This is a genomic window from Polaromonas sp. P1_G2 (genome assembly GCF_056405515.1).
In genome coordinates this window covers 1-457 of sequence record NZ_JBFUBY010001117.1, presented here as the reverse complement: position 1 = coordinate 457, position 457 = coordinate 1, and the positions used below count along the sequence as shown (strand labels likewise).

Annotated in this window: 1 protein-coding gene; it reads right to left on the bottom strand. The window is 55.4% G+C overall.

Features of this window, described 5'->3' with window-relative positions:
* The coding region (locus AC1D0P_RS29340; RefSeq protein WP_477679949.1) for a hypothetical protein at positions 1–314 on the bottom strand (314 nt) is incomplete at its 3' end.
* Positions 315–457: the final 143 nt, after the last annotated feature.

Here is a 457-nt window from a genome sequence, read left to right as displayed (position 1 = left end):
GCATTCTTCATGGCGGCCGCCACCTTCAGGAGGTTTACCTTCGACTCCGGCCGAAGATTGGCAGAGTCGATATCGAAATTGACGACCAGATCAAAACCGGCCACCTTCGGCGTCTTGGCGCCGCAGTCCTCCTCCGAGCCTATGCAGACCGAGCGCGTCGCGCCGGATTTCCTGGCGTCGGCCAGCACCTTCTTCTGGGCTAGCATGAAATTGACGACATCATCGGATGTGTAGGTCTTCACATCGCCTGCGAATGCAGTGCCGACACTTGCTGCGCAGACCAATGCAAAAGCCAAGCTGAATGTGGTTCGCATCGCCTTAACCTCTTCCTTAGGTTACGCCTTGCCGAGATTATAACCCGGTTCAGCATCAGTTCAAGAACTTCATGGGAGCGCAGTCTACTCAATCTGTACCGGTGCGTGCCGGGAACAAAGACAGCAATGAGGTTAGACTGGTC